At 66.6% G+C, this 21,147-nt stretch carries 16 protein-coding genes and 1 riboswitch; of the genes, 3 read left to right on the top strand and 13 right to left on the bottom strand.

Features of this window, described 5'->3' with window-relative positions:
- Positions 1-72: 72 nt before the first annotated feature.
- From cbpB to U5817_RS10630, 10 genes are all read right to left on the bottom strand, one after another.
- A complete protein-coding gene (gene cbpB / locus U5817_RS10675; RefSeq protein ID WP_407280716.1) occupies positions 73-1,452 on the bottom strand; it encodes a peptide-modifying radical SAM enzyme CbpB in 1,380 nt (459 codons plus the stop codon).
- On the bottom strand, positions 1,449-1,598 hold the full coding sequence (gene cbpA / locus U5817_RS10670; protein ID WP_407280715.1) for a modified peptide precursor CbpA: 150 nt from the start codon (positions 1,596-1,598) through the stop codon (positions 1,449-1,451). Before cbpA ends, cbpB begins: the two co-directional genes overlap by 4 nt.
- A gap of 82 nt (positions 1,599-1,680) precedes the next feature.
- A riboswitch (cobalamin riboswitch) is annotated at positions 1,681-1,871 on the bottom strand.
- Positions 1,872-2,047: 176 nt separating this feature from the next.
- Positions 2,048-2,800: a tyrosine-protein phosphatase gene (locus tag U5817_RS10665; protein ID WP_407280714.1), complete on the bottom strand. Its 753-nt coding sequence runs from the start codon at positions 2,798-2,800 to the stop codon at positions 2,048-2,050.
- 368 nt (positions 2,801-3,168) lie between these two features.
- Positions 3,169-4,308: an MFS transporter gene (locus U5817_RS10660; RefSeq protein WP_169128003.1), complete on the bottom strand. Its 1,140-nt coding sequence runs from the start codon at positions 4,306-4,308 to the stop codon at positions 3,169-3,171.
- 45 nt (positions 4,309-4,353) lie between these two features.
- A complete protein-coding gene (gene treF / locus U5817_RS10655; RefSeq protein ID WP_407280713.1) occupies positions 4,354-5,868 on the bottom strand; it encodes an alpha,alpha-trehalase TreF in 1,515 nt (504 codons plus the stop codon).
- A gap of 160 nt (positions 5,869-6,028) precedes the next feature.
- Entirely contained in the window at positions 6,029-7,210 is a 1,182-nt protein-coding gene (locus tag U5817_RS10650) for an ABC transporter ATP-binding protein (RefSeq protein ID WP_407280712.1), read from the bottom strand.
- 158 nt (positions 7,211-7,368) lie between these two features.
- Positions 7,369-8,214 (bottom strand): carbohydrate ABC transporter permease, encoded by an 846-nt coding sequence (locus U5817_RS10645; protein ID WP_407280711.1) that lies wholly within the window; start codon positions 8,212-8,214, stop codon positions 7,369-7,371.
- Positions 8,211-9,206 carry a carbohydrate ABC transporter permease gene (locus U5817_RS10640; RefSeq protein WP_407280710.1) on the bottom strand — a complete coding sequence of 332 codons (996 nt, stop codon included), beginning with the start codon at positions 9,204-9,206 and terminating at the stop codon, positions 8,211-8,213. The genes U5817_RS10645 and U5817_RS10640 overlap by 4 nt, the downstream gene beginning before the upstream one ends.
- A 206-nt stretch (positions 9,207-9,412) precedes the next feature.
- Complete coding sequence (locus tag U5817_RS10635) at positions 9,413-10,681, bottom strand: ABC transporter substrate-binding protein (RefSeq protein ID WP_407280709.1); 1,269 nt, start codon at positions 10,679-10,681, stop codon at positions 9,413-9,415.
- A gap of 112 nt (positions 10,682-10,793) precedes the next feature.
- Positions 10,794-12,512, bottom strand: a complete 1,719-nt coding sequence (locus tag U5817_RS10630; RefSeq protein WP_407280708.1) for a glycoside hydrolase family 13 protein — start codon at positions 12,510-12,512, stop codon at positions 10,794-10,796.
- 254 nt (positions 12,513-12,766) lie between these two features.
- On the opposite strand from U5817_RS10630, the gene U5817_RS10625 reads away from it, so the two are divergent.
- Entirely contained in the window at positions 12,767-13,819 is a 1,053-nt protein-coding gene (locus U5817_RS10625) for a substrate-binding domain-containing protein (protein WP_407280707.1), read from the top strand.
- A gap of 85 nt (positions 13,820-13,904) precedes the next feature.
- Here the strand turns inward: U5817_RS10625 and U5817_RS10620 are convergent, their stop codons facing one another.
- Positions 13,905-15,425 carry a carbohydrate porin gene (locus tag U5817_RS10620; RefSeq protein WP_407280706.1) on the bottom strand — a complete coding sequence of 507 codons (1,521 nt, stop codon included), beginning with the start codon at positions 15,423-15,425 and terminating at the stop codon, positions 13,905-13,907.
- A 450-nt stretch (positions 15,426-15,875) separates the two neighbouring features.
- Here U5817_RS10620 and zwf point away from each other — a divergent pair, with 450 nt between their 5' ends.
- Together zwf and U5817_RS10610 are read left to right on the top strand one after the other, a co-directional pair.
- Complete coding sequence (zwf, locus tag U5817_RS10615; RefSeq protein WP_407280705.1) at positions 15,876-17,336, top strand: glucose-6-phosphate dehydrogenase; 1,461 nt, start codon at positions 15,876-15,878, stop codon at positions 17,334-17,336.
- Between the two features lie 60 nt (positions 17,337-17,396).
- Positions 17,397-18,386: a glucokinase gene (locus tag U5817_RS10610; protein ID WP_169128020.1), complete on the top strand. Its 990-nt coding sequence runs from the start codon at positions 17,397-17,399 to the stop codon at positions 18,384-18,386.
- Between the two features lie 60 nt (positions 18,387-18,446).
- On the opposite strand, the gene U5817_RS10605 is transcribed toward U5817_RS10610, so the two are convergent.
- Positions 18,447-20,207 (bottom strand): amidohydrolase family protein, encoded by a 1,761-nt coding sequence (locus U5817_RS10605; RefSeq protein WP_407280704.1) that lies wholly within the window; start codon positions 20,205-20,207, stop codon positions 18,447-18,449.
- Positions 20,204-21,019: a uracil-DNA glycosylase family protein gene (locus tag U5817_RS10600; RefSeq protein WP_407280703.1), complete on the bottom strand. Its 816-nt coding sequence runs from the start codon at positions 21,017-21,019 to the stop codon at positions 20,204-20,206. Before U5817_RS10600 ends, U5817_RS10605 begins: the two co-directional genes overlap by 4 nt.
- Positions 21,020-21,147 lie beyond the last annotated feature (128 nt).

Raw genomic sequence — 21,147 nt, 5'->3', positions numbered from 1 at the left:
ACGACATTCGGGCACCCATGAAAAAGGCCGGTTTGACCCGGCCTTTTTTGCATCTGCGCGATCCTGTGAAGCTCAAAGGGCGAGATTGAACACCGTCTCGGTCCCCTCGTCCCAGCCGTCCCACAGATAGTCGTCGGCCTTGCCGTCGGCGATCAGGCGCAGGGAGTAATTGACCTGCTCCTTGTAGAAGTCGCAGAAGGCGCCGATCTTGTCCATCCCGCCGTTCATCTCGTGGGCCTCCGCGGGGCACGGCGAGCCGCAGAAATGGCGGATCGCACAGTCGCCACAGGGGCTGAACTTGTCCACGTCACGCCCCGTCACCGTCTTGAAGGCTTCGGACTCCAGCGCCGCCTCGACACCGCCATCGACCAGCAATGAACCGCCGTTGAAGCGCGGCAGGCCGATGAACTCGCTGCAGGGGTAGAGGCTGCCGTCGGCCGCCAGCGCGAAGAATGCGCGACCGCCGCCGCAGGGCGAAATGTCGCACATAAGCCGTCGCGCGGTCGGCGCCAGGATGCCGATCAGGATATTGGCGAAGTTGGCCACCACGAGCTTGCGCCCCGTCTCCCGATACAACTCATGACTGCGGTCGAGCGCGGCAAAGAAGGCCTTGGCCATCTCGCCGTCCGCCGGCTTCACTCCCCGCGCCCCGGGCAAGGTACAGCGCAAGGTGTTGAGCATGCAGGTCGGCACCTCGTTCGCATGGAACAGCTCGACCATGGAAGTGAGGTAAGGCAGGTTCTCGGTGGTGCAGGTGGTGATGACGCTCCACGAGCCATAGCCCTTTAGCTTCGCCATCGCGGCGAGCACCTTCTCATGCACGCTCTTGCCGCCCCAGGTGCGTCGGGTGGCATCGGTAATGCCCGCCACCGGGCCGTCCAGGGAAAGGCCGATACTCACATTGCGGCTGGTCAGGAATTCGACCGCGGCATCGTCGAGCAGGGTGCCGTTGGTCTGCACCCCGAAGGCGAAATCGTCGGCGAACTCGCTGATGGCAGCGAACACGGCGGCCTGGTTCATCAGCGGTTCCGCGCCGTGGAAGATCGCGCGCGGCTTCCTGCCCTCGGGCATGACCGAGCGGAAATAATCACGCAGCCGCCCCAGGGATGCGACCAGGGTCTCGACCGGCATGTGCTGCCCGGTCTTGCGCTGGCTGCCGGGAAGATAGCAGTAGGTGCAATCGAGATTGCAGCGCTCGGTCGGATTGAGATAGACGCCGGAAGGCTTCAACTCGAAGCGCAAGGCATGCAGTTCGCGCCCGAAGGCTTCCGCCTGCCCGCGATAGGCGTCGAGCAGCGGACCGTCGGACAGGGACTCGGCCAGGCGGCTCTTGTCCACCAGCGCCCAGAAGGCGGTCCTGGGGTCGGTGACCGCCGCATAGACGTCGTGGCCGATGTCCACGGGGATCAAGGCCGGGCCCGCCAGGGCCTGGCTCGGGAGGGCGGCCGTCACTTGGCGGCCTTCCGATCCATCAGCACATAGTGCGACAGACCGATGCCGTCCGGGTTGCAGCTCTTGCGGATGGCGATGGTCGGAGCGGCCTTCTGCGCCGGGGCTGTGTTCTGGGTCTGGGCTTGGGTTTGAACAGTGTGGGTCATGATCCATTCCTCGAGATAGAAAAACAAAAAGGGCTCCGGCTGACGGCACGCTTTGAGCATGCAGTCAGCCGGAGCCCTTGCCTTGGCTCCAGATCGGTTCGACACGTCTTCTGGCTACCGGATCAGCCGGATCGCTGCGCCTTCCCGCCGGGGTTGTCCCCGTCAGTGGCTGGTCTCTTCAACCTGGCAGCGGCCGTCCCCGGATACAGCGGCGGGCCCGCCACGGATTCTCACCGTGTTCCGTTTCGTCGAACCGAAAGGAACTGGAATTTTTGCCTATTCGGGCGGCATCGGTCAACAGTCTTCGCCGCCGGGGTCGAAACGCCCCGATACGCGTCTGCGCACCATTCGTGCCGCACGTCGACACCCCCATCCCCGGCCGCCGAACTTCGCGTCGCGGCACAGCCACAGGGGCTCCGGCACCGCGATGCCGGCGGCGTGGGCCGCCCCTATCGTGACTCCAGCCAGCGCTCGCGCAGTTCGGCGAGCGCCTCCTCGTCCAGGCCGGCCCGGGCCCTCAGGTAGCCCTGCATCGATCCGTAGCGTTCATTCACGGTATCCAGGGCCGCACGCAGATACTCGGGGCGGGCGTCGAGTATCGCGTCGATCATTTCCTCGGTCGGATCCCGATCGGTAATGCGGCGGATGATCCGTGACGTCGCTGCGCGGCGTTCTCCATCCGCCAATTCACGAACGCGCGTCGAAAGCAGGTAATCCGCCATCACGGCCTCATCCGCGACGCCGAGCGCATGCAGGATCACCGCGACGGTGAAGCCGGTGCGGTCCTTGCCGACGACGCAATGCACGAGCACCGGCACTTCGTCCTCGCGAAAGAGCCGGAACAGCGTCGACAGGTGCGGAGCGAGCGCCTCGGGAAACTGGCGGTACATCTGCCGCATCATTTCCACCGCGCCCTCGGCACCGTGGCGCGTGCGCAGCGGCTCGACCAGTTCGGGGTTGGATCGCACGTCGCCGACGAGTTCGATGGGGATCTGCCTCATGCCCTGCTCCGGCAGGCTGTTGGGGAACCGGTTGCGCTCCGAGGCCGTGCGCAGGTCGCACACCGTCTTCACGCCGAACGAGGCGAGCAGATCCCAGTCCGTCGGTTGCAGGCGATCGAGCTGGTCCGAGCGCAGCACCACATGTCCCGCGATGCGGCGTCCGTCCTTCGTCGGCAGGCCTGCCAGGCTGCGAAAATTCAATGTGCCGCTCAGTTGCCGGTGCAATCTTGTCCCCTTCCCTGTCCCCGCTTTGTTCGACCGGAGCTGTTTCCGCTCCCTTGCCCGTACGCGAAGGCAGTATCCCGCGTTACCCGCCCGCGACACCTCTGCCGGAAGCTGCGATGGCCCGATACGGACGGAGCAAGGATGCCTGCGCCAGGCGCCAATTCTGCTCAATTCGACGCGGCACTGCCAGCAGTACGGGATGGCGTTTGACGGGGCCATGTCGCCGTTGACTGCCGAACTGTCCGTGCAGGAACGACCACCATTGCCCTGAACCCGTCGAGACGACCGACTCGCCGAGGGTGCGTTCGCCCCCTGCTCCGGGCGGCGCATGGGAAACCGGCGTTTCAGTGCCTCTTGCCCTGCGTGCTCGCCGCCAGGGCGGTCGCCTGCCTCACGATCACGACGGCGACTGCGGCGAGCGTCGCGAGCACCCAGTCCAGCGACACGTGGCTGGCGATGCGGCCGAGGATCACCGGGCCGAGCAGTCCTCCGAGCGCGCCGAGTCCGGCGATCAGGGCAAGCGCCTCGCCGCCCATGCGGCCCGCGACCGAGAAGATCACCGGCGCGGCGGCGGCGAGCCCCAGGCCGGTGACGGCGAAGGCGAGCAAGGTGACGGGCAGCTCGTGCAGCCAGGCCGCCAGCGCGAGGGAGAGCGCACATGCGATCGCGCCCGTGCGGACGATGCGCAGCGCGCCATGACGCGTGACGAGCGCGTCCGAGAAGAGCCGCCCCACCGCCATCGCCCCGGAGAAGAGCGCGAGGCCGATGCCGGACAGGCTTTCGTTCGCCTTCAGGCTCTGGTTGAGATACACCGACGCCCAGCCCATGACGCCGCTTTCGAGCACCGTGCACCAGCAAAACAGCATGCCCAGCCCGAGCCAGGACTCGGGGGCGTGATGCACGGCGACGGGCGCGGCCGATCGGGCCGCCGCGGCCTCCAGCGTGGCCGCCGCGGCGCGGTGGATGAGCGCGGAGGCGAGGCCGACCGCGGCCATGTGCAGCGGCAGGCTGACGGAAAGCGCCGCGAGCAGGCTGCTGAGGAAGGCCGACAGCACGCTGCCGATGAAGAAGGTCGCGTGCAGGCGGCCCATCATCCGTGTGCCGCGCCGCAGTTCCCAGTCGGACGCCTGCTGGTTGATGGCGACGCTGACGCCGTTGTAGATCACGCCCTGGGCGAAGAGACCGGCGAGCAGCCCGGGCACGCCGGGTAGCCAGGGGATGGCCGCCAGCACGACGCCGCCGGCCGTGCCGAAGCGGAGCAGCATCCCGCGGCTGCCCCAGCGCGCAAGCAGCCAGCGGTTGAGCGGATAGGCCAGCACGCCGCCGAGGCCGGTGGCGAACAGCGCCCAGCCCCACTCGGCGTTGTCCAGGTTCCAGCGATGATAGAACTCCGGCTGGCGCGTCATCAGGACGCTGCCGACACCGCCCAGCACGGCAAAACCGGTCACCAGCGCCCACAGGGGGCCGGCGGGGAACTTCAGCATGATGTCCTCGTAACGGGGAGACGGCGCAAACGGAGGTTGGATGGTTCAGTCGGCCGGATACGCGTCGAGGCCGAAACGCTCGATGAAGGCGCGCACGACGCCGTTGGTCCAGCCGAAGCCGTCCTGCACCGGATACTCGCCACCACCGGCGTCGAGCGACATGTCGCATACGTCGTACTTTTCCATCAGCTTGCCGGTGCGGCGCCATACGCGGTCGGCGAGATCCACGAAGCGCGTCGCGATCTCGCGCGCGAGTTCGTCGTGACCGTAGTCGAGCAGCCCCTGCACCGTCACCCACTGCAGCGGCGCCCAGCCGTTGGGCGAATCCCATTGTTCGTGCGAGTCGGCCAGTGTCGTGACGACTCCGCCGGAACGCAGGAATCGTTCCGCGATGTTGCGGGCGACGCGCTCGGCCTGGGCCTCATCCGCGACGCCACAGTACAGGGGAAACACGCCGGCCAGCGACCAGCATCCGCTCTGGCCTTCCTCGCGCCACGACCAGTCGAAGAACCAGCCGTGTTCCTCGTTCCAGCAGTGCTTCACGGCGGCCACGCGCCGTCGCTCGGCGGCGAGGCGGTAGTCGACGGCGCGGGGTTCGTCGAGCCGGGCGAGCCAGTCGCCGAGCATGCGTTCGATGCGGAACAGCAGGCAGTTGAGGTCGACCGGGATCAGTTCGGTCGTGCGAATGTCCTCGAGCCCGCCCTCCTCGCCGCACCAGCGGCTGCTGAAGTCCCAGCCGGACTCGGCACCCGCGCGCAGGTTGCGGTACAGCTCGTCGCGGCGTGCGGGCGCGGCGCGGGCGTACAGTTCGACGTCTTCGGCGTACGACTCCTCGCGCGGCGTGTTGCGGTCGTCCCAGTAGCGGTTCAGCACCGACCCGTCGCACAGGCGCACGACATGGCGATCGGGCATCGCGGCACCGCGATGAGGTGTCCGCGCGTGCGCCATCCACCAGGCGTATTCGCGCTCGAGTTGCGGCAGGTACGGCCGGATCGCGTCGAAACCCCGTTCGCGCTCGAGCAGGCGCAGCATGAAGCCGAACATCGGCGGCTGCGAGCGGCTGAGGAAATAGCTGCGGTTGCCGTTGGGGATGTGGCCGTGCGTGTCGATGAGCCAGGCGAAGTTGCGGATCATGCTGTCGAGGAGCTCGAAGCGTCGGGACGCGACCAGGCCCAGCATCGTAAAGTAGCTGTCCCAGTAGTAGATCTCGCGGAAGCGCCCGCCGGGCACGACGTAGGGGTACGGCAGCGGGATCAGCGAGCCGTGCGGCGCGTCGGCGCGGTCGGCGTCGCGCGTGAGCGTGGGCCAGAGGCGGTCGATGTGGGCGGCGAGCCCGGCGGCCGGGTCCGTGCCGCCGTCGGTCGCATTGCCTGCGGCCTGGGCGGGCGGCGCGAAATGGGTGCGCACGAAGTCATCGAGGACGCGGCGGAACTCGGACTCGATCGTTCCCGGATCAGCCAGCGGCACGCTGTCGGGAAAGGTCTTGGAGTCGTCGAAAAGGCGTGCGCGCTGCACCGCCTCGAACAGCGCGCCGGAGGTTTGCAGGAGGTGGTCGGTCACTTCAAATCCTATCGAGCGGACGACGACCGTCCGGGATTGGCCTAAGACGCCCAAAAGGATGTTCGTAGGGCGGATGAGCCGAAGGCGTTATCCGCCGCATCTGCCTTGAACAACGACATACGGCGGGATGCGCTTCGCCTTCCCGCCCTGCGAACTGTTATCAATGCAGCGCGTTGGTACGCGCCGGCTCGGCGAAGGTGATCGGCGGCGCGTCGACGCCGGGGATGCGGCTTGCACCGTTGCCCGCGGCGCGGCGCGCGAACGCCTTGCCCGATTCGTCGAACAGGTGGCAATGCTCCGGCGGCAGGCGGTAGCCGACTGTCTCGCCCGCAGCGATGTCGGAACGGCGCGAGTCGCGCACGACCCACGGTTCGCCGAGCTTGCCGCTGTCGAGGTAGTGGTAGGTCTCGTTGCCCATGTGCTCGACGAAGAGGACATCGGCGAGATTCGGCGCCTGGGCGACGCTGCCCCATTCGATGTGCTCGGGGCGGATGCCCAGCTTGACCTTGGTCCCTTCGGCGCTCGCGGGGGTCGCGATCGGCACGACGAGGTCCTTGCCGCTCCACAGGCGCACGACGCTATCGGCCTCGCCTGCGCGCACGAGCGTTGCGGGCATCAGGTTCATCTTCGGCGAGCCGATGAACTGCGCGACGAACTCGTTGGCGGGATGATCGTAGAGCTCCAGCGGCGTGCCGACCTGCTCGACGTTGCCGCGGTTGAGCACGACGATGCGCTGCGCGAGCGTCATCGCCTCGACCTGGTCGTGGGTGACGTAGATGATCGTGGACTTCAGCCGGCGGTGCAGCGCGGCGATCTCCATGCGCATCTGCACGCGCAGCGCGGCGTCGAGGTTGGACAGCGGCTCGTCGAAGAGGAAGAGCTTGGGTTCGCGGGCGATCGCGCGGCCGATCGCGACACGCTGGCGCTGGCCGCCGGAGAGATCCTTGGGCCGGCGCTGCAGTAGCGGTTCCAGTTGCAGGATGCGCGCCGCTTCCTCCACGCGGCGGGCGATCTCGTCCTTCGGCAGCTTCGCGAGCTGCAGGCTGAAGGCCATGTTTTCGTATACGTTCATGTGCGGGTACAGCGCGTAGGACTGGAACACCATGCCGATGCCGCGCTCGGAGGGCGTGTCGTCATTCACGCGCACGCCGTCGATGTACATGTCGCCGCCGGAGATGTCCTCCAGGCCGGCGATCATGCGCAGCAGCGTGGATTTGCCGCAGCCGGAGGGGCCGACGATGACGACGAATTCGCCGCTATTCACCTGCAGGTCGATGCCCTTGATGACCTGGGCGGCCTCGCCGTAGCGCTTGTTGAGTTTCTCGAGAGTCAGTTGTGCCATGATCTTTGATCCTTGATGAGCGAGGCGGTCCGCGGCGGGCACGCCGGTTTTCGTAGGGCGGGAGGAGCCGGAGGCGTATCCCGCCAATCAACCGCCGAGTGGCGGGATGCGCTGCGCTCCTCCCGCCCTACGGGGTGCTCCGATTGACACGTCATGGCTCACCCCTTCACTGCGCCGGCCGTGAGGCCGCTGACGATGCGTTTCTGGAAGATCAGCACCAGCGCGATGATCGGGATCGTCACGACTACCGACGCGGCCATGATGTGTCCCCACGGCAGTTCGTATTGTGAGGCGCCCTGCAGCATGCCGATGGCGACCGGCACGGTACGGTTCTCGTTGGAGATGATGAAGGTCAGCGCGAACATGAACTCGTTCCACGCGCCGATGAAGGCGAGCAGCCCCGTGGTCACGAGCGACGGCCCCATGATGGGCGCGAAGACCTTGGTGATGATCACCCACAGGCTCGCGCCGTCGACGATCGCGGCCTCCTCCAGTTCCACCGGCAGCGAGCGCATGAAGGTCGTCAGCACCCACACCGTGAAGGGCAGCGAGAAGGTCGTGTAGGACAGGATCAGCGAGCCGATCGAGTCGTACAGGCCCATGAAGCGCACCAGCTCGAACATCCCCGACAGCACCGCGACCTGCGGGAACATCGACACGCACAGGATCGTGAAGAGGATGTACTTGCGCCCGCGGAAGCGCACCCGCGCCAGCGCGAAGGCGGCGGTGATCGACACCAACAGGCAGATGCCGACCGTCACCGTCGCGACGAGCGCGGAGTTGAGCAGGCTGCGGCCGACTCCGTTCTCGCCGAGCGCATTGACGTAGTTCTCCCAGTGGAAGGTGGTCGGCAGGTAGTTCGTCAGGAACAGCTCCTGGCCGGTGCGCAGCGAGGTCAGGATCGCGTTGTAGAAGGGGAAGACGCAGATCACGCCGACGACCAGCGCCGCCAGGTAGATCCAGAACTGCCGTCCCAACTCGCGTTGTTGGCGTGTGAGTTTCATTCCTTCGCCTCCTTGCCTTCGTGGCTGAAGCGGTTGATCCACAGGAAGCACGCGGCGATGCCTGCGACCATCATGAACACCAGCACCGAAGCGGCCGAACCGACGCCCATTTCCTGGAAGGAGATCATCTGCTCGCGGGCGTAGCCGGAGATCGAGATCGTCGCCTCGCTGTTGGAGGTCAGCACGTAGATCAGGTCGAACACGCGCAGCGCGTCCATCACGCGGAAGATCAGCGCGACGATCATCGCCGGCATGATCAGCGGCAGCGTGATGCGGCGGAAACGCTGCCAGGCGTTGGCGCCGTCGACGCGCGCCGCCTCGTAGAGGTCGGACGGGATCATCTGCAGCGCGGCGAGCAGCATCAGCGCCATGAAGGGCACCGTCTTCCAGACGTCGGCGATCACCACCGCCCACATCGACAGCGTCGGCTCGGCGATCCACGCGAGCGGCGTCTCGATCAGACCGAAGCGCAGCAAGAGGTCGTTCACCACGCCGTACTGGTCGTGGAACATCCAGCCCCACATCTTGGCCGTGACGATGGTCGGGATCGCCCAGGGCACGAGGATCGCAGCGCGCACGACGCCCTGGCCGCGGAACTTCTCGTTCATCAGCAGCGCGAGCAGCATGCCGAAGAAGAGCTCCAGCGACACGGAGCACGCCGTGAACCACAGCGTGTTGCCGACCGCCTGCCACCACAGCGGGTCGGCGAGCACGCCGAAGCTGTCGCCCTCGGCGAAGTCGAGGTAGTTCGCAAGCCCGACGAAGTTGTACTCCTCCGGGGTGTCCATGGCGGCGTCGGTGAAGCTGTAGAACAGCGTGCGCAACAGCGGCCAGCCGGCCACCGCAAACAGCAGGATCAGCGCCGGCGCGACCAGCAGCCAGGCGGCGCGGGCACGCCGCTGCTGCAGGCTGCGCTTGCGGCCTGGCGCGGGCGCCGCCCGGGCCGGCGCGACCGCGGCCGAAGGCGGCAGGGTCTGGGAATTGTGACTCATCGTTGTTTCCTCCTGAGGTTCGGCAAACTGCCGCGCGGGCCGGGTCGGATCCGTAGGGCGGGAGGAGCGAAGCGCATCCCGCCGAACGGACGTCGCGTGTCGCCACACGCCGATTTGGCGGGATACGCCTTCGGCTCCTCCCGCCCTACAGACGTTCCGTCGCGTACCCTGAACTGCCGCGCGGCGGTGTCAGGCCGATATCCCGCTTACTTCCACTCGCGGCCCTTGATGCGCTTCAGCTTGTCCTCGAGGTCCGCCACCGCCTGCTCGCCCGTTGCCCGACCGCTCAGGACGTCGTAGCCGGCGTTGAACATCGCCTTCGAGACCTTCGGGAACTGCGCGCGCGTCGGGGTCGAGGGGCGCGGCACGGCGTTCGCGAACACGTCCTTGAACTCCGTGAGGTACGGCGCCTTGGCCTGCACTTCGGCGTCCTGGTAGGTGTCGATGCGCGCCGGCGGGATGCCCAGCAGCATGAAGGCGCGCTTTTGCGTGTCGGCTTCCGACAGGATGCGCACGAGCTTCACCGCCGCGTCGGGGGTCTTCGAGTACGCGCTCACGCCCCACTGCCAGCCGCCCAGCGTCGCCGCGTGCAGACCGTCGTCGCCGCCCTTGGGGATCGGGATGACGCCGACCTTGCCCTTCACCGGGCTGTTGTCCGCCTGCGTCAGCAGGTAGGCGTAGGGCCAGTTGCGCATGAAGAGCGCGTCGCCATTCTGGAACACCGCGCGCGATTCCTCTTCCTGGTAGCCCATCACGCCCTTCGGCGCGATCGAGCCGACCCAGCTTGCCGCGGTATTGAGCGCCTTGGCGGCCTTCGGGTTGTTGATCGTGACGTTGCCCGCGGCATCGACGAAGGTGCCGCCGTTGTAGGAGGCGACCCACTCCAGCACGTCGCACGACAGGCCCTCGTAGGCCTTGCCCTGGAACACGAAGCCCCAGAAGTTCTTCTGCCCGGCATCGCGCTCTGCCTTCTGGATCTTGGTCGCGATGCGGGTCAGGTCTTCCCAGGTCTTGGGCGGCTGCTCCTTGTGCTTGGCCAGCAGGTCCTTGCGGTAGTACATCATGCCGGCATCGACCTGGCCCGGCACGGCCTTGATGCGGCCATTGACGATGTTGTTCTTCCAGTTGTTCGGGAAGAAGGCCGGCTCCAGGTCCTTGACCTTGTCGGTAATGTCGAGGAGATGCTTGTCGAGCAGACCGGTCCAGATCACGTCGATCGACAGCACGTCGACCGCGTCGCCGTCCTTCGCGGCGAAGATCTGCTGGTACAGCGCGAGCTTCTCGTCGGTGGCGGCGGGCATCTCGACGAACTCGAGCTTGTGCGTCGTCTCGGCTTCGAAGCGCTGCTTGACGTGCTCGCAGAAGGGCTTCATCGCGCCGGATACGTTGCACGCCATCTTCAGCGTGGCTGCGTGGGCGGCGGGGATGGCGCCGAACAGCAGCACGGCCAGGGTGGTGGGAAGCAGTTTTTTCATGGGGTGTCTCCTCCGTTGTTTCGAGTTAGTTGATTTCCCGGCGGCCCGTTCGCTCTGAGCCTGTCGAAGGGCGGTGTCAGGGCTTCCGGGTTAATCCATTGGCGGTTGCGGCTCAGCCCACGCGATAGACGCGCGCCTCGAAGGGACGCAGCGTCAGCCGGCGCGTCTCCTCATGCGCGTCGACCGCGTAGTTGGCGAGCAGCAAATCCTCGTGACGGACAGCGAAGCCGTCGTGCTCGACGCGCGCCTCACGGCCGGTGAGGTTCGCGATCACGACGATCTGCTCGCCGCCCAGCGTGCGGGTGTAGGCATAGACCTGCGGGTCGCTCTCCATCAGCAGCGCGTAGCGACCATGCACCAGCACCGGCTCGGCCTTGCGCAGCGCGATCAGGCGGCGGTAGAAGTTCAGGATCGAGTCGGGGTCGGCTTCCTGCTGCGCGACGTTGATCTGCGGGAAGTTCGGGTTCACCTTCAGCCACGGCGTGCCGTTCGTGAAGCCGGCGTTGGCCGACGCGTCCCACTGCATCGGCGTGCGCGAGTTGTCGCGCGAGCTCACCGCGAGCGAGGCGATGATGTCGCTCGCCGGCACGCCCTGCGCGCGTTGCAGCGCGTATTCGTTCTTCGCGAAGACGTCGTTGAAGTCCTCGATGGCGGCGAAGCGGGTGTTGGTCATCCCGATCTCCTGGCCCTGGTAGATGAAGGGCGTGCCCTCCATCAGGAAGTACATCGTCGCGAGCGCGGTCGCGCTCTCACGCCAGTACTGTCCGACGTCGCCCCACTTCGACACGATGCGCGGGATGTCGTGGTTTTCCAGGAACAGCGCGTTCCAGCCCACCCCGTGCAGCGTGCCTTGCCAGCGCGAGAAGATCTTCTTCAGGCCGACGACGTCCAGCGCGGCCTTCGGGTCCTGCGCCCACAGGTGCAGGTGTTCGAACTGGAAGATCATGTTCAGGCGATCGCGGTCCGCGCCGACCCAATCGACGGCCTGTTCGGCCGACACGCCGTTGGCCTCGCCGACGGTCATGATGTCGTAGCCCGCAAAGCTGTTCTGGCACAGGTCGTCCATGTAATCCAGCACGCCATCGACGTTCATGTGCATCGGCAGGCAGGAGACGTGGTCCAGCCCTTCCGGGTTGGGCATGTCGGGCAGGCCGGCGACCTTCTTCATGTGGCTCACGGCGTCGAGGCGGAAGCCGTCGATGCCCTTGTCGAGCCACCAGCGCACCATGTCGTTCACCGCGGTGCGCACCTCCGGGTTTTCCCAGTTGAGGTCGGGCTGCTTCGTCGAGAAGAGGTGCAGGAAGTACTGGCCGGTGGTCTCGTCGAACTTCCACGCCGAGCCGCGGAAGATGCTCTCCCAGTTGTTCGGCTCGTCACCCGACGTGCCGCCGCTTTTGCCAGTTTCGCCGCCCTTGCCGTCGCGCCACACGTACCAGTCGCGCTTGGGGTTGTCCTTCGACGAGCGCGATTCGACGAACCACGCATGCTCGTCGCTGGTGTGATTCACCACCAGATCGAGGATCAGCCGCATGCCGCGTGCGTGCACTTCCGCCAGCAGGCGGTCGAAGTCGGCCATCGTGCCGAACTCGTCCATGATCGCGTGGTAGTCGGCGATGTCGTAGCCGTTGTCGTCGTTGGGCGACTTGTACATCGGGCAGATCCAGATCACATCGATCCCGAGCGCCTTCAGATAGTCGAGGCGCGCGGCGATGCCGTTCAGGTCGCCGATGCCGTCGCCGTTGGTGTCCATGAAGCTGCGCGGGTAGATCTGGTAGGCGACCGCCTCCTTCCACCACTGCGTCTTCACGACCTTGTTGTGCTGTTCACTCATGGGGGATTTCTCTCTCGTCAGGCCGCCGTCGCGGCGTTCCACTCGCGGAACTGATCGAAAACGGGTACGCGATGAATAACTTTGATGAACTTATAAAATCGTCCAAAGCGGTTTGGATCGTAATCCGAAGCGCTTTGGATGTAAACTGCTTTTTATGCTCACGATGCGACTCCCTGAAGTCGTTAGACTGCGGTCATGACGCGGGCCGTCCCGAGACGGCCCATCGACGCCCAATGCGGGCCGAAGGAAGGCAGATGAAGGTCAATTTGAAGATGCTGTCCGAGACGCTCGGACTGTCGCAAACCACGGTGAGCCGCGCGCTCAACGGCTACTCCGACGTCAGCGAGGCGACGCGCAAGCGCGTCGTCGAGGCCGCGGCGCAGCTCGGCTACCAGCCCAACCCGCAGGCTCGCCAGCTCGCCACCGGGCGGGCCGACGCGATCGGCATCGTGTATCCCTTCGGCGCGAGCGACATCGGCGACATCCGCTTCGGCGAGGTCGTCTCCGGCATCACCGAACGCCTCGCCGAACACAAGCTGGACCTGCTGATCCACTCGTCGCGCCCGGACGTCGAACTCGACACCTACCGGCGCCTGATCGAAGGCCGCCGCGTCGACGCGATGATCGTCGCGCGCACCCGCGTCGACGACCCGCGCATCCGCTTCCTGCAGGAACACAATTTCCCCTTCGTCGCCTACGGTCGCACCCGCAGCAGGATCCCCTACGCGTGGTTCGACTTCGACAACGAGGCCGGCGGCCGGCTGGCCGTGGAGCGCCTGGTGGGACTGGGGCACCGTCGCATCGCGCTGGTGCACGCCCCACTGGAACTGAACTTCGCGATGCAGAGGCATCGCGGCTTCGTGACGGGCCTGCGCGCCGCCGGCATCGAGCCGCACCCCGAACTCATCATCGAGGCATCGCTCGACCGCATCGGCGGCTACCAGGCGGTCGGCCGGCTGCTGGCACTCGACGAGCCGCCGACGGCGGTGCTGGTCGACAACAACGTCGCAGGCGTCGGCGCGCTGCGCGCGCTCGGGGATTCGGGATGGAAGCCGGGCAAGGGCATGTCGCTGATCGTGTATGACGGCATCCCCAGCGAGATCCCCCTGACCTGCAAGGTCACCGGCGTGATCCAGCCGACCGGAACCTCGGCGGGCCATGCGCTCGCGGACCTCGTCGTCGACGTGCTCGCCGGCAAGCCGCTGGAGGCGCTGCATTCCCTCGGCGCCCCCTGCCTCAGCGTGGGCGACACCGACGGCCCGCCGCCCGCGGCGACGCGCCGGCGGCAGGCCGCGAAGGCCGGCTAGGCCATCGCCGGCGGCGCCGGGAAAGGCGCTGCCGGACGGATGCGCTCGGCCCACGGCGTCCATGTCCGCATCGCCCGGGCGTGGCTCAGAACCACACTTCCATCTGCGCCCCCACCAGCCACTTGCTGTCGCCGGTGAATTTCGTGCTGCCGAAGCCCTCGTTCGCGCTGCCGTCGTAGGTGAAGCCGTTCAGATCCTTGTCCCAGCCCATCCACGTGGCGAAAAGGCGCAGCTCCGGCCGCGCGAAGAAGCCGGCGCCGGTGTCGAGCTTGAAGGTCGGTGAGACGGTCAGCTTGTAGAAGTTGCCCTTCGCCTGCGCGAAGGTGCTGTCCAGGTCCATGTACTGGAAGCTGCCCTCGTACTGCATCGCGAAGTTCTTGTTGATCGCGTTGGTGAAGCGCAGGTTGGCGGAGGCCCACTTGTACTCGTCGCCCTTGTTGAAGCGATCCTTGCTGACTTCGGCCATCAGCGCCGGCGAGACCTTCCACTTCGGTGCGAGATCGGTGACACCGAAGCTCATCACGCGAAACGCCTGAGCGTCTTCGAGCAGGTTGCCGACCGCGCCGAGCCGCTTGACCTCGGCTCCCAGCCCGCGCCCCGCCAGTATGCCGGTCTTGGAGAAGCCGTCGCCCAAGCCGTAGAAGCTCGGTGCATGGTAGGCGACCAGGCCGTGATAGCCGCTGGTCGCGCGGTCGCTGCCGTTCACGTCGTTGTTCTTCGCGTGCATGCCGTTCAGCATGAACTGCCAGTTGCCGACGTAGTTGTTCATCGTGAAGACGTAGCTCTTGATGCCTTCGTCGTCCTCGTTGAGGAAGTCGCGACCATACACCGACACGTTGGTCTTCCAGTCCGGCGTCACCTGGGCGTCGTACACGCCCGCACCGGTGCCGGAAAGGAAGACGAAATCGCTGTCGAAGAAGTGGATGTCGAAATTCTTCTTGTCGAAGCGCTTGCCCGCCCAGATCGTGGCGTTCTCAAGCGCTGTGCCCTTGAAGGTCGGAAGGTTGCCCATCTCGGCATAGGCCCAGCGCACATTGATGCCGTTCTCGCCACCGGTCCAGTCGTTGTTGCTATTCACGCCGTCCGCGAGCATGAAACCGAAGGTCGCCCAGCTGCCGTCGTCCGAGCGGAAGTTCTTCAGCAGTTTCGCCTCGGCGTAGGTATCGGTCTCCAAGCCCAGGCGGCCGACCGCGCCACCGAGGTTGCCCGCCGGCGTGATGTAGGGCCCCACCCCCTTGACCGTGAACATGTCGCTGTTCGAGACGGTGCCCGAGCGGGCATAGCCGTGGAACTCGAAGGACGACGCGGTTTCGGCCGCGGCCTTGGTCAGCGGCGCCTGCGCATCGCTGGCGGCCTTGGCCGCAGACGCGGCGGTGTCGGCCTTGCGCGCGACCTCGTTCGCCTGCTGGGCACTGCTGCTGGCCTGCTGGGCTGCGCTGGTCGCCTGCTGCGCCGCCGTGGTCACCTGCCGCAACATCTCCTCCAGCTTGGCGATGCGCGCTTCCAGTTCCTCGACGCGCGTCGGCTTCGCCTTGTCGGCGGCCCCCGCGGTCCCGCAGAAGGCCAGCGCGATGCCGACAGCGATGGCGGTTTTCCTGATGGTCATTTTTGTCTGTCTCCTCATTGATCAATGGTTGCAACACCGTCGCCGGTCGCGGCGCCTCTGCGGGCGTTCGCGACGAGCCAAAAAACCACTGCTGGCAGCGCCCTTGTCCTCCCGGATGCTGCTCGTTCCAACATCCGAAGCGCTTTCAAGGATGGCCACGCTGATTTTCTGCGAAGTGTAGTAATGCTACGAAACAAAGGCAAACTTTTTTGTAATTTTTAAACATGAAAGGTCCTCACTTTGCCTGCCATTGACATTTTTATTCCGTATATCATGTTGTTTTGTCTGGTGTCTTATTGTTACTACTGAAATTTTTCATTCACCCGCACTTGACCAGAGCACTCGCCACGTCGTGTAGCTTTATGCTGTGAGCCGTTGATTTATGTGTAAGTTTGTTCCAGACTATTAACTCAAAGCGCTTTGGCTCACAATCGGTACATGAGGTCATCCATGGCAAGCACCCGTTCCCTCGATCTGGTCGTTTTCGGCGGCACCGGCGACCTCGCCATGCGCAAGCTGCTGCCGGCGCTCTACCATCTGCACTGCGATGCCCTGCTGCCGCCCGAGGCGCGGATCGTCGGGGTTGCGCGCGACGGACTCGACGACGACGGCTACCGGCGTTTTGCCGGCCAACAGGCGGAACGCTTCCTCGGCCGCGACTTCAGGAGCGACGACTGGCAGACGTTTGCCGCCCGTCTCGCCTACGCGCAGGTCGATGCGATGCAGGGCGACAGTTTTGCGACGCTCGCCGACCGACTGGCGGCGCGCCCGGATGGTCAGCGCGTCTTCTACCTGTCGACCGCCCCCAGCCTCTTTGCAGCCATCAGCCGCCACCTCGATGCGGCGGGATTGCTCCACGGCGACAGCCGCGTCGTGCTGGAGAAGCCGCTCGGGCACGACCTCGCGTCATCGCGCCAGATCAACGACGAGGTGGGGCGCCATTTCGGCGAGGACCAGATCTACCGCATCGACCACTACCTCGGTAAGGAACCGGTGCAGAACCTGCTCGCGCTGCGCTTCGGCAACGCGCTGTTCGAGCCGCTGTGGCGGCGCGAATGGGTACGCGACGTGCAGATCACGGTTGCCGAACAGGTCGGTGTCGAGACCCGCGGCGACTTCTACGATCGCGTCGGCGCGATGCGCGACATGGTGCAGAACCACCTGCTGCAACTGCTGTGCATCGTCGCGATGGAGCCCCCGGCGTCGATCAACCCGGACGCGGTGCGCGACGAAAAGCTCAAGATCCTGCGGGCACTGCGCCCCTTCGGCGCCGGCGACGTCGCCGCGCGCTCGGTGCGTGGCCAGTACCGCGCCGGGGCGAGCGGCGGGAAACCGGTGCCGGGCTATCTGGAAGAGCCTGGCATTGCGACGGACAGCCGCACCGAGACCTTCGTCGCGCTGAAGGCCGAGATCAACACCTGGCGCTGGGCCGGCGTGCCCTTCTTCCTGCGCACCGGCAAGCGCATGCAGGAAAAGGTCGCCGAGATCGTGATCAACTTCCGCTCCGTGCCGCACTCGATCTTCGGTGTGCCGGCCTCGCCGTTTCACGCCAACCGCATGGTGATCCGCATGCAGCCAGAGGAGACGGTGGACCTGCATCTCCTCGCGAAACAGCCGGGCGACGTCATGCACCTGCAGCCGGTGCGCCTGAACCTGGACTTCGCCGAAGCCTTCCGCAGCCGCCGCCTGGAAGCGTACGAACGATTGCTCATGGACGTGATGCGCGGCAATCTGACGCTGTTCGTGCGGCGCGACGAGCAGGAAGCCGCGTGGCGCTGGGTCGAGCCCATCCTCGCCGGCTGGGACGCCTCGGGGGAACGACCCAAGCCCTACACCGCCGGCACCTGGGGCCCTGCCGCGTCGAGCGCGCTGCTGTCGCGCGACGGCCTGTCGTGGCACGAGGAAATCTGAACAACGCCGCATCCACCCGCTGCAATGACGTCACCACTGACGGCACTCGAGGACTTATCGATGTTTTCCGGTTCCCCTGACACCTTTCCCCGCCTGGTCGGCGACATCGGCGGCACCAATGCGCGCTTCGCGATGATCGCCGGCCCGGGGCAAGACCTCGTCGCGATGCGGACCCTGCCCTGCGCGGACTTCCCCGGCCCGGCCGAGGCGATCGAACGCTACCTCGCCGACGGCGATCTGCCACGGCCGCGCTGGTGCGCCTTCGGCATCGCCAACCCGGTCGATGGCGACTTCGTCCGGATGACCAATCACAGCTGGGCGTTCTCGATCGCGGCCCTGCGCGACCAGTTGGGGCTGGATCACCTGCAGGTGCTCAACGACTTCACCGCGCTTGCGATGGCGCTGCCGGCACTGACACCCGCCGATCTTGCGCAGGTCGGAGGTGGTACGTCGGTTGCGCGGCGCGCGATCGGCCTGCTCGGGGCAGGCACCGGGCTTGGAATTTCGGGCCTCGTGCCCAGTGGTGACGACTACGTGCCGCTCGAAGGCGAAGGCGGCCACGTCACGCTCGCAGCAAGCAACGCGCACGAGGCCGAACTGATCGCCTGGCTCGCGACCCGCTACCCTCACGTCTCGGCCGAGCGAGTCCTGTCCGGACCCGGGCTCGTCGCGCTGTACGACGCGCACGCCGCGGTTGCCGGTGTACCCGCCGATGTCCTGAGCGCTGCCGAGATCAGCAGCCACGGCCTTGCGGGAACGTCTTCGCTCTGCGTCGAAACGCTGAACACGTTCTGTGCCTTCCTGGGCACCGTCGCAGCGGACCTCGCCCTGATCCTCGGCGCGCGCGGCGGCGTCTACATCGGCGGCGGCATCGTGCCGAAGCTCGCCGATTTCTTCGCCCGCTCGCCCTTCCGCGAACGTTTCGAGGACAAGGGGCGCTTCAGGGAGTACCTCGCACAGATCCCGACCTGGGTCATCCATGCGCCCTACCCCGGCCTGGTCGGCGCGGCGCGCGCGCTCGATCGGGCGGCAGCGTCGCTGGCACGCTAATCCCAGCGCTGGAAGCCCTGCTTGCGGCGAGTGCCGCGGGCCGGGCACCCGCTTCCACCATCAGTAGAGCTCCGCCAGTCGCGTACGGATGGCTTCCGGCACGTTCGGTTGATTCGCGATCTCCGACAGGAAGTCCGGATCGTCTGCCACGGTGAGGCGATCGAGGGCGATGGACCCGAGGATGGTCGAGAGCGGGGCCGCGGCGGCGCGCGGAGAGATGCGCTCGGGGCCGGTGAAGTCGTCGGGGCCGCCGAAAGGCAGGCGCGGGCGCAGGTCGATGTCCGTGTCCTCGATCTCGTCGAGGGCGAGCGACCAGACGATGGATTCGGGCGTGCTCCGCAGGGCATTCCTCGGCCGCGGTGTTTCGATTTCGCGCGCGAGGGCGGGAAGATTGCGGAAGGCGGCCCGCAGGGTGCGGCAGGCCTGTTTCAGCGACACGGCGGCGACATCGGGATCGGCCGTTGGCTGCATGAGGTTCAGGCAGCGCAGCCTGCCGCCGACACGCAGCGTTTCGCCTGCGGCGCCCAGCGCGCTCATCATCCCGGGCGTGCCGTAGCGCGCGAGGCCGTTGATCATGACGAGCCGGATCGATATCTCCTTCGCCTTGACGAGCGCTTCGTAGGGGTCGCCGGCCGTGCCGTCGATGACGAGGAGGTCGGCGCGCCTGCCGGGCTGGAGCGTGCCCAGCGCCTTGTCCCATTTGAGGATTGCGGCGGCTTCGCGCGTCGCCATCGCGACGAGGTCGCGCGCACCGAAGAAGCCGTCGAGCATGTGCTGCGAATAGAGCCACGCGACCTTCAGTTCGCCGAGCAGGTTCTTGCTCCCCGAGGGGGACCAGTCGCTGCCAAGGGCGATGCGCACGTTTGCGCGGCGGGCGGCTTTCACGTCGGCGGTCGCCCCATAAAGCAGGAGGTTGCTGAAGGGGGACCACACCATCGCGCCCTGGTGCCGCCCCAGTACTGCGAAGTCTTCCGGCAACAGGCCCGCGGCATGGATGCCGGCGAGACGGTCATTGAGGGCCCACCGGTCGGGCGCAACCTGTAGCGCGAGGAAATGGCGGCGCGCGATCGAATCCGGCGCGTCCGGTGGCGTCACGCCTTCGCTGAGATGAAGGAGGAAGCAGCTGCCCTCCTTCTCGAGCCGCTCCAGGAACCAGGCGGCATCGCGAGCATCGATGTCGGGGATGCGCGCCTGCGCTTCGGGCAGTTCGGGGTCGTCGGTCTGTTCGACATTGCGCAGCAGGCCGCGGTAGTAGCGTCGTATGCCGGCGTTGCTGTTGAGCATGATCCCCTGGCTCGTCGTGACGCCGCCGAGCAGGCATTTGCATTCGACGTAGCGGACGAGCGGTGCGAGCAGCGCGGCCTTGCCTTCGGCGTAGCGGTAGGTGCCGACGACGGTCATCGGGCCGCTGATCAGCCGACGGTAGTCGGGATGATCGGGCCACTGGCCGCGATGCTGGAAGCGTCGGGGCACCGGCGCCCAAAGCGGCAGCGCGTTGTAGGCGAGGTGATTGTGCAGCTCGATCAGACCCGGGTAGAGCGTGCCGCGCGTGGCGACGGGCGCGATGCCTTCGAAACCGGGCGGCGCCGGCCGGGCGCGGTCCTGCACGGCGACGATGGCGCCGCGGTCGATGTAGACGACAGCGTCCGTCCTGACGGTAAACGCGTCGTCCATCGTCACGACGCGCCCGGCGAGCGCGGCCTTCGGGCCGGTCGGGAGGTCGATCGGCCCTGCTCCCCTGGCGACCGCCACGGGGGCGCGCCGGGCGGGCGGCGCCTCGGCTCCGGCAAGCGGATACCAGCGACGCGGGATGCCGGTCATGCGACGACTCCCTTGGGAATCCTGATCGTGATGTTGCGCCGCTTGGCCAGATCGTCGGGGCCGACGCGCCGCGCCCAGCCGTCCTGCTCGCGCATCCACGCCGGCAATCCGGCGGGAAAATCGAATTCGGGGATGCCGATGCGATCCTCGTCCGTCCAGGTATCGCCGTACAAGACAAGGGGAGTCGGCGCGTCCGGATGCTGCACGCGCGGCGCGACGGCCTGCAGGGCCTTGTTCCAGTTGCGCAGCAAAGCCGTGGTCGCATCCGCGAGCTTCGCCTTGTCGCCATTCGAGGCGCTTTCCGGCTGGGTGGGATGAGTCAGCGCCGCATAGGCGAGGTCGATGCCCCCGCCCGCCGGGGTCTCCCTCCAGAAACGCCACGCCTCGTCGGCCACCCGGCCGAATGCCAGCACGACCTCGATGCGGCTGCCGGTCAGCAGGGCGTGCAGCCAGCGGTTGCGGTAATCGACCAGCCGCGCATCCTTGCGCGTGTGCGCCTTGACGCTGCCGTAGACGCTGTAGAGGTAAGTGTTGATGAACACGTAGCTGCGCGTCACGCCGAGCTTGCGTAGCATCCCCTGCACGCGCCGTCCCGCCTCGCCGACCATGATGCGCCGGATGACGCTCTCGTGCTGCGCGGGGTCCTGTCCGATGACCAGCACGCGGGCGGAACCGTCCAGCCGCCCGCGATGGAAGATCGGCCCCCATTCGGTGCGGAACTGCCCGGGCGGGTAGACATCCGTCCCCGGGTATTCGGAACAGAGCGTCACGAAAGGCTCGGCGACATAGCCTGGGTCGAACGGATGCAACATGAGAGCTCTCCTTCGGACGGGCGGTGGCCTGCGCGCCGCCGGCCCCGCCGTTGATTTGGCATAGCACAGAAATTCGCTTCGTTCGTGCCTGACCGCGGCCGGAGTTCGCCGAGACGCGTGCGCCGCCG

It is taken from the genome of Aromatoleum evansii (genome assembly GCF_045689615.1).
Lineage (GTDB): Bacteria > Pseudomonadota > Gammaproteobacteria > Burkholderiales > Rhodocyclaceae > Aromatoleum > Aromatoleum evansii.
Note: the sequence above shows the minus strand (reverse complement) of the source record. Positions and strands in the feature narration are given on the sequence as shown.

Excerpts from the sequence above, each read along its gene's own strand:
- cbpA (WP_407280715.1), bottom strand. The coding sequence starts at position 1,598 with ATGACCCACACTGTTCAAACCCAAGCCCAGACCCAGAACACAGCCCCG.
- U5817_RS10660 (WP_169128003.1), bottom strand. The coding sequence starts at position 4,308 with ATGCTGAAGTTCCCCGCCGGCCCCCTGTGGGCGCTGGTGACCGGTTTT.
- U5817_RS10650 (WP_407280712.1), bottom strand. The coding sequence starts at position 7,210 with ATGGCACAACTGACTCTCGAGAAACTCAACAAGCGCTACGGCGAGGCC.
- U5817_RS10645 (WP_407280711.1), bottom strand. The coding sequence starts at position 8,214 with ATGAAACTCACACGCCAACAACGCGAGTTGGGACGGCAGTTCTGGATC.
- U5817_RS10640 (WP_407280710.1), bottom strand. The coding sequence starts at position 9,206 with ATGAGTCACAATTCCCAGACCCTGCCGCCTTCGGCCGCGGTCGCGCCG.
- U5817_RS10635 (WP_407280709.1), bottom strand. The coding sequence starts at position 10,681 with ATGAAAAAACTGCTTCCCACCACCCTGGCCGTGCTGCTGTTCGGCGCC.
- U5817_RS10630 (WP_407280708.1), bottom strand. The coding sequence starts at position 12,512 with ATGAGTGAACAGCACAACAAGGTCGTGAAGACGCAGTGGTGGAAGGAG.
- U5817_RS10625 (WP_407280707.1), top strand. The coding sequence starts at position 12,767 with ATGAAGGTCAATTTGAAGATGCTGTCCGAGACGCTCGGACTGTCGCAA.
- U5817_RS10620 (WP_407280706.1), bottom strand. The coding sequence starts at position 15,425 with ATGACCATCAGGAAAACCGCCATCGCTGTCGGCATCGCGCTGGCCTTC.
- zwf (WP_407280705.1), top strand. The coding sequence starts at position 15,876 with ATGGCAAGCACCCGTTCCCTCGATCTGGTCGTTTTCGGCGGCACCGGC.
- U5817_RS10610 (WP_169128020.1), top strand. The coding sequence starts at position 17,397 with ATGTTTTCCGGTTCCCCTGACACCTTTCCCCGCCTGGTCGGCGACATC.
- U5817_RS10605 (WP_407280704.1), bottom strand. The coding sequence starts at position 20,207 with ATGACCGGCATCCCGCGTCGCTGGTATCCGCTTGCCGGAGCCGAGGCG.
- U5817_RS10600 (WP_407280703.1), bottom strand. The coding sequence starts at position 21,019 with ATGTTGCATCCGTTCGACCCAGGCTATGTCGCCGAGCCTTTCGTGACG.